The organism is Phenylobacterium sp., from assembly GCF_036502675.1.
Taxonomy (GTDB): domain Bacteria; phylum Pseudomonadota; class Alphaproteobacteria; order Caulobacterales; family Caulobacteraceae; genus Phenylobacterium.
Genome location: NZ_DASXYF010000137.1, coordinates 1 through 6811, shown reverse-complemented (window position 1 = coordinate 6811; position 6811 = coordinate 1). Strand labels below are relative to the sequence as shown.

Annotated in this window: 8 protein-coding genes; 4 read left to right on the top strand and 4 right to left on the bottom strand. The window is 70.4% G+C overall.

Features of this window, described 5'->3' with window-relative positions:
• Positions 1-471 (bottom strand): Plug domain-containing protein (locus tag VGL30_RS17515; protein WP_331541306.1); only part of this gene is annotated, 471 nt, incomplete at its 3' end.
• Between the two features lie 308 nt (positions 472-779).
• Between VGL30_RS17515 and VGL30_RS17510 the strand changes: the two genes are divergently transcribed.
• From VGL30_RS17510 to VGL30_RS17500, 3 genes are all read left to right on the top strand, one after another.
• Positions 780-1694: a sulfotransferase domain-containing protein gene (locus VGL30_RS17510; RefSeq protein WP_331541305.1), complete on the top strand. Its 915-nt coding sequence runs from the start codon at positions 780-782 to the stop codon at positions 1692-1694.
• A gap of 127 nt (positions 1695-1821) precedes the next feature.
• Positions 1822-3543 carry an N-acyl-D-amino-acid deacylase family protein gene (locus tag VGL30_RS17505; protein ID WP_331541304.1) on the top strand — a complete coding sequence of 574 codons (1722 nt, stop codon included), beginning with the start codon at positions 1822-1824 and terminating at the stop codon, positions 3541-3543.
• Positions 3544-3657: 114 nt separating this feature from the next.
• Complete coding sequence (locus tag VGL30_RS17500) at positions 3658-4146, top strand: VOC family protein (RefSeq protein WP_331541303.1); 489 nt, start codon at positions 3658-3660, stop codon at positions 4144-4146.
• Between the two features lie 23 nt (positions 4147-4169).
• Here VGL30_RS17500 and VGL30_RS17495 read toward each other — a convergent pair whose 3' ends face one another.
• Together VGL30_RS17495 and VGL30_RS17490 are read right to left on the bottom strand one after the other, a co-directional pair.
• Positions 4170-4622, bottom strand: coding sequence for a nuclear transport factor 2 family protein (locus VGL30_RS17495; protein ID WP_331541302.1), 453 nt, complete (start codon positions 4620-4622; stop codon positions 4170-4172).
• A gap of 59 nt (positions 4623-4681) precedes the next feature.
• On the bottom strand, positions 4682-4906 hold the full coding sequence (locus tag VGL30_RS17490) for a LysR family transcriptional regulator (RefSeq protein ID WP_331541301.1): 225 nt from the start codon (positions 4904-4906) through the stop codon (positions 4682-4684).
• A gap of 157 nt (positions 4907-5063) precedes the next feature.
• Between VGL30_RS17490 and VGL30_RS17485 the strand changes: the two genes are divergently transcribed.
• Positions 5064-5942, top strand: coding sequence for an SDR family oxidoreductase (locus tag VGL30_RS17485; protein WP_331541300.1), 879 nt, complete (start codon positions 5064-5066; stop codon positions 5940-5942).
• 12 nt (positions 5943-5954) lie between these two features.
• On the opposite strand, the gene VGL30_RS17480 is transcribed toward VGL30_RS17485, so the two are convergent.
• The coding region (locus tag VGL30_RS17480; protein WP_331541299.1) for an SRPBCC family protein at positions 5955-6811 on the bottom strand (857 nt) is incomplete at its 5' end.

Below are 6811 nucleotides of genomic sequence, written 5' to 3'. Positions count from 1 at the left end.
CAGGGTGCCCTGCGGGCCGTTGAGGATCTGCAGGTTCTCCAGGTCGTAATAGAGGCCGGGCCCGCCGGCCGCGAACTGCGGGATCGGCGCTTCGGCCACATAGACCGACACGCCTTCGCCGGCGCCCAGGGTGACGCCCTGGCCGCGGATGGTGTAGCGCTGGAAGTCGCGCTGGTTGCCGGTGTTGATGTTCAGGCTGGGCACGATGGCCACCAGCTGGCGGGCCGTGGTCACCTGGGCGTCCTGCAGCCGGGTCGCCGTCAGGGCGGTGACCGCCACCGGCACGTCCTGCAGCCGTTCCTCGCGCCGGCGAGCGGTGACCACCACCTCGTCCAGGTCGGAGGAGTGGGCCGCGGTCGCCGGGGCGGGCTCGCCGGGGGCTTGCGCGAAGGCCTGGCTTGCGGAAATCAACGCCGCTCCCGAGGCCACGCAAACCAGGGCCGCACGGCGGCCAAGGCGTCTTACTGGCATTTGATAGCCCTCCCCATGGTCGTCTTTTCTGCGCGCGACTTTTCTGCGCGCGACTCGCTTATGAAGCTCCTTCAGTTTCGGCGACGTTTTACGAAACTCCCATCCCCAAATAGGGAGGTTGGAAGTCTTTTCCTCAGGCGTCGGCGGGCGGACGCTCATTTGACTTCGACTTTACGGCGGTCCCCCTTCGCTTTGCCCGCCGCCCGGGGGGCCGGCACGCAAACGGCGCTGGAATCCTCCACGCCGCCGGGTAACCTTCGGCCGAAGGATCGGAACATGCGATCGAAGGCTCCCGGGGAGGACGCCGCTTGAACCAGGAAGCCCCGCGCCGGGCGCGCAGCCTGGCGGAGATGGGCCGGATACAGGGCCGGCTCCTGAATCCGGACGAAATACAGGCGGCCGTACAGGGCTTCCGCCCGCAGCCCGGCGACATCATCATCTCGCCCTTCGGCAAGAGCGGCACCACCCGGCTGCAGCAGGCCTTCCACACCCTGCGCACCGGCGGCGACATGGATTTCGACGACATCTCCCGGGTGGTGCCCTGGATCGAGACATCCAGGGCGCTCGGCCTCGACCTGCAGGCGCCGCAGAAGGCGGAGCCGCGCGGCTTCAAGAGCCACCTGCCCTACGACCTGGCGCCCAAGGGGGCGAGGTACGTGATCTCCCTGCGCGACCCTAAGGACGCGCTGGTGTCCGTCTACCGCTTCATGGAGGGCTGGTTCATGGAGCCGGGCGCCATCCCGATGGCCGAGTTCGCCCAGGGCTGGCTCGGGCCGCCGCGGCCGGGGAACGACTATTGGCGCCATCTCCTCAGCTGGTGGGAGCAGCGGGACAATCCGGACGTGCTGCTGTTCTCCTACGGGCACATGAACGCCGACCCCGAGGGCGGAATCCGCAGGCTCGCCGCCTTCTGCGGGATTCCGCTCGACGACGCCCTGCTGGCCAGGACGCTGGAGAACGCCTCCCTGCCGTTCATGCTGCGCCACAAGGACCGCTTCGACGACCTGATGATGCGCGAGGCCTCGGAGACGCGCTGCAACCTGCCGCCGGGCAGCGACTCCGCCAAGGTGCGGAACGGGCGGGTGGGCGAACACCGCACCGAGCTGCCGCCGGGGATCGCCGCCGGCCTCGACGCGATCTGGGCCGAACGCGTGACGCCGCTGACCGGCTTCGCCGACTACGCCGCTCTGGAGGCGGAGCTGCGCCGGCGGAACGGGGGATAGCCCCGGGAAGGCTTCGCCTTTGCCGCCATCGGTTCTCCGCCGCGTCGTAAGCCGGGCATGACCTGCCGTTCGCAGGGCGCTATCGTCGGGAAACGGCCCGGGCTAGCGGCCGAAAACGGAGGACGTCATGGCCAAGTTCGATCTGGTGGTGCGTGGGGGAACGCTCGCCGACGGGACAGGCGGGGCGCTCTACGAGGCCGATGTGGCGGTGAGCGGCGGCAGGATCGTGGCGGTGGGCCAGGTGGCCGACGCCGGCCGCGAGGAGATCGACGCCAAGGGCCTGCTGGTCACCCCGGGCTTCGTGGACGTCCACACGCACTACGACGGCCAGGCGGTTTGGGACCAGCGGTTGACGCCCTCCAGCTTCCACGGGGTCACCACCGCGGTGATGGGCAACTGCGGCGTGGGCTTCGCCCCCGTGCGCCGGGCGGACCATGACCGTCTGGTCGAGCTGATGGAGGGGGTGGAGGACCTGCCCGGCGTGGTGCTGCACGAGGGCCTGTCCTGGAACTGGGAAAGCTTCGGCGACTACCTGGAGGTGCTGGCCGCCCGCCGCTACGACATGGACGTGGCCGCCCAGCTGCCGCACGCCCCCTTGCGCGTCTACGTCATGGGCGACCGGGCCTGCCGGCTGGAGGCCGCGACCGAGGCCGACATCGCCGAGATGCGCCGGCTGACGACGGAAGCCATGCGGGCCGGCGCCGTGGGCTTCGCCACCTCGCGCCTGCTGAACCACAGGTCGCTGCGCGGCGACCCGATCCCGTCGCTGCGGGCCTCGGAGGCCGAGCTCCTGGGGATCGCGCTCGGCATGAGCGACGCGGGCGCCGGCGTGATGGAGGTGGCCTGCGATTTCGGCGCCGCGGGCCACGAGGGGGATTTCGCCATGCTGCGGCGGGTGGTGGCCCAGTCGGGCCGGCCGCTGTCCTTCAGCCTCAACCAGAAGAACCGCGACCCCGAAGGCTGGCGGCGGATCCTGGACCTGGTGGAAGATGCGCGGGCGCAGAACCTGCCGATCACCGCCCAGGTGGCTCCGCGGCCGACAGGCTCGATCATCACCCTGCAGGGCAGCACCAATCCCTTCCTCCTGTCGCCCACCTTCAAGGCCCTGAGCGGCAAACCCCTCGGGGAGATGGCGGCGGCCCTGCGCGATCCGGCGGTCCGCGCGCGCGTGCTGGCCGAGGCCGAGCCGCATCGGCACGGGCCGGAGATGGGCCGGTTCGGCGGGTTCGAACGGCTGTTCGTCCAGGACGGCGAGATCGACTACGCCCCGGCCCGCGAGACCTCCATCGCCCGCCGCGCGGCGGCGGAAGGCCTCGACCCGCTGGCCATGCTCTACGACCACTTCGTCAAGGACGGGGGCCGCGGCGTCGCCTATTTCCCGGTGAACAACTACGCGGACTTCGACCTCGACGCGGTGCTGGAGATGATTCAGCACCCGAACACCGTCATCGGCCTGGGCGACGGCGGCGCCCACGTGGGGATCATCGCGGACGCCAGCTTCCCCACCTACCTGTTGTCCCACTGGGCGCGCGACCGCCGGGAGGGCCGCCTCGACCTGGGCTGGCTGGTGAAGCGCCAGACCGCCGACAGCGCCCGCCTCGTGGGCATGACCGACCGCGGCGCGCTGGCGCCGGGCCAGAAGGCCGACATCAACGTCATCGACTTCGACCGGCTGGGGCTGGAGGCGCCGGTGATGACGCAGGACCTGCCGGCGGGCGGCTCGCGCCTCATGCAGCGGGCGCGGGGCTATGTGGCCACGGTGGTTTCCGGCGAGACCGTCTATCGCGACGGCCACGCCACCGGCGCCCTGCCGGGCCGGCTGGTGCGGGGTCCGGCGGCGTGCTGCTGAGCTGCCGGACCGGCCTTAAGTGCGACCGGCCTGTCGGGAGCGGGACTCTTCGTTCGTCCTGGGCTTGCGCCTCCATCGCCGGGGCCGCGCCGTGATGACGAAGGAAGCACCACCATGATGACGGTCATGCAACATCTCTGGTTCGAGAAGGACATGGAGGCCGCGCTCAATTTCTACACGTCCCTGATCCCCGGCTCGTCGATCGGCTGGATCTCGGCCATCCCCGCCGACAACCCCAGCGGCCCGGCGGGCGGCGTGCGGGTCGCCGCCTTCACCCTCGGCGACCAGCGTTACAGGGCCATCGAGGCCGGTCCCCTGGACCCGTTCAACCACAGCTTCTCGGTGGTCGTCGAATGCGAGGACCAGGCCGGGATCGACCGTCTCTGGGACGCGCTGAAGCAAGGCGGCTCGGTGGAGCAGTGCGGCTGGCTGCGGGACCGCTGGGGCCTGTGCTGGCAGATCACGCCCAGGCGGCTCGGCGAATTGATGAACGATCCGGATCCGGCCAGGGCGAAGCGCGTCGGCGAGGCCATGCTCAAGATGGTCAAGTTCGACATCGCCGGTCTGGAAACCGCGGCGAGGGGCGAAGCCGCCCGTCCGTAGCGCTCCGAAGGCCGCGGCGGCGCTCAGGCCGCCGGGGCGGGCGCCATGGCGCTGTCCGGCGAGCGCCAGTCGACGCGCACCTTGCGCTCGGCGATCAGCCACCGCTCGCCCACCTTGCGGAAGCCGTCCACATAGTAGCCGCTGTGGTCGGGCCCCGTGTCGGTGATGACCATGTAGTAGGTGCGGGCCGTGGCCGTTTCCGGACCCGTCAGCTCGATCACCGAGGTGGTGAGGTTGTGGCGCACGAACTTGGCCCGCCGCTTCGGCGGGGCGGCGCCCTCGGCCGGCCGGCCGAAGCCGGCGATCCAGTCGCGGATCGCCTGGCGGCCTACGCAGCGGAAACCGTCGGATTCGAAGACGGCGTCCTCAGTGAAGACCGCGACGAAGTCGTCCACCCGCGCGCGGTCGCCGGCCATGTTGTAGGCGTGCAGGGTGTGGCGGACGCCCTCGCGGGCGAGCAGGTCATCGACGGTCATGCGCCCATGGTCCAACGCCTCGGCGGCGAGGGCAATGGTTTCCGCGGATTTGGCCCGGCTCAGGCGGCCGGAGTCGGCGCGGCCGGGTCCTGGCCGGTCGGTCCGGCGCAGGCCGCCTGGTCGCGGCGGCTCCGCACCCCGCCGAGGTCGTCCTCCAGCAGGCCGATCCGCCGCGAGACGGCCGACTGGGCGACGCCCAGGCGCTTGGCCGCGCGGTGGAAGTGCTCCTCCTCCGCGGCGGCCAGGAAGACCGGAAAATGACGGATCAGGTTGAGGCGTGTCACCGGCGGCTCGCTCGATCGGCCAGCGGCGCCTTGAGGGCCGCCCCGGCGCCGGTCATACCACGCGCCGGTCCGTCCAACGATTGTGCTCGACAAGTGCGCCGCAGCAACGTTGCATTCGGTCGGACCTGGATAGCGGCCAGCGGAGGACGAAAGCAGCATGCGAGAACTGGAAGGGAAAATCGCCATCGTCACGGGCGCCAGCCGCGGGATCGGGGAAGCGGCCGCCGAGCGGCTGGCCTCTGCCGGGGCCACGGTGATCGCCGCCGCGCGCAGCGTCGGCGACGAGGCCGACCCCAAGCTGGACACCCTGGCCTACACCATCGCCCAGATCCGCGGCCGCGGGGGCGAGGCCTACGCCTATCACCTGGACGTGGCCAAGGCCGAATCCCGCGCCGAATTCATGGACGCCGTCCTGGAGCGCTTCGGCCGGGTGGACGTGCTGGTGAACAACGCCGGCATCGCGGGCTATGGCGCGGTGACCTGGGAGATGCCGGACAAGCACTTCCGCCGGGTGTTCGAGGTGGACGTCTTCGGCCCCCGCGACCTGATCGCCCGCGCCCTGCCGGGGATGATGGAACGGGGCTACGGACGGATCGTCAACGTCTCCTCGACGGTGGCCGACCGGGCCGCGCCCAACCCCGAGGGGCCGCCCTTCCTGGACTTCCACCGGACCACCGGGATCGCGGCCTACGCCTCGGCCAAGAGCGCGCTCAACCTGTTCACCCGCGCCCTGGCGGCGGAGCTGCACGGCAAGGGGATCTCGGCCAACACCGTGGCGCCGGTCAATTCGGTGATGACCCGCGGCACCCGCGATCTGGTGGCGGCGGGGGTGTTCAACCTCGACCGCATCAAGGCGCCGGAGGACCCCGAGACCATGGCCGAGGCGATCCTGGCGCTCTGCGTGGCCGACCCGGACGTCACCACGGGGCTCACCACCTACAGCGGCCAGTACCTGGCGCAGATCGGCCGGCCGGTGCGAGGCCGCGACGGCGGCGCGTTCGACGGCAAGGTGACCGTGGCGTCGGTGAACTACTGAGCGGGCGGCCCTCTACTTTTCCACGTCCACGAACAGGTGCAGGGCGCGGTGGAAGTTGACGATCTGCTTTTCCTGGCGGGGATTGGGGCGCGCCCCTGAGAAACCGCGGGACTTCATGCCCTCGTGGACGGCTTCCATGTTCTCGAAGTCTTCCTCGAGGAAGGGGTTCTTGCCCTTGAACGCTTCGAACCCGACGCTCTCTCCGCGGACCACCTTCGGCTCCTGGCCCGGCGCATAGCGTCCCAGGCACCAGATGTCGAAGACGCACGAGTCGGGGTCATCCCGGTTCGGACGTATGCGGTACCACAGGGCCCCGTCCACGGTCGGCAGCACGATCGAGTTGGGGAAGATGTGCCAGTCGCCGCCCGCCCGGTCGATGGCTTCGAGCGTCAGGCCCTTCGGCCACGCCACCCCGCGCTTTTCAAGCTCCTCGCGGTGGAGGGCGTGCAGTTTCTGCAGCACCTCCAGCGGCGGCGTGTCGGCCGGCGTCTCGGCTTTCAGGCGTTCGTGGGCCGCCATGCCGGGATCGAGGATCATCGCCAGCAGCCGGGTGTATTCCCACCGGGCGATCGCCCACAACGTCTCGGGCAGGCCCTTGGCCTTGATCCACTGGCCGGTCGAAGGTTCCAGGTATTCGGTGGAGACTACGCCCCCGCCGCCCGCGCCGTAGAAGCCGCCGTGCAGGCCGTGCACCTGGCCCAGCGTGCCGCCGGTGGAGCGCAGGTGGTTCGTATGGGTGGCCGACGCATGGTAGGCCTCGTTGAAGGCTTCGCAGACCACCTTCCAGTTCACCGGCGCGATGATGGTCTCGTACCAGGCCATCCGGGCGGTCTCGAACTCGAACGGGTCGATGAGGGTCTTGACCTCGC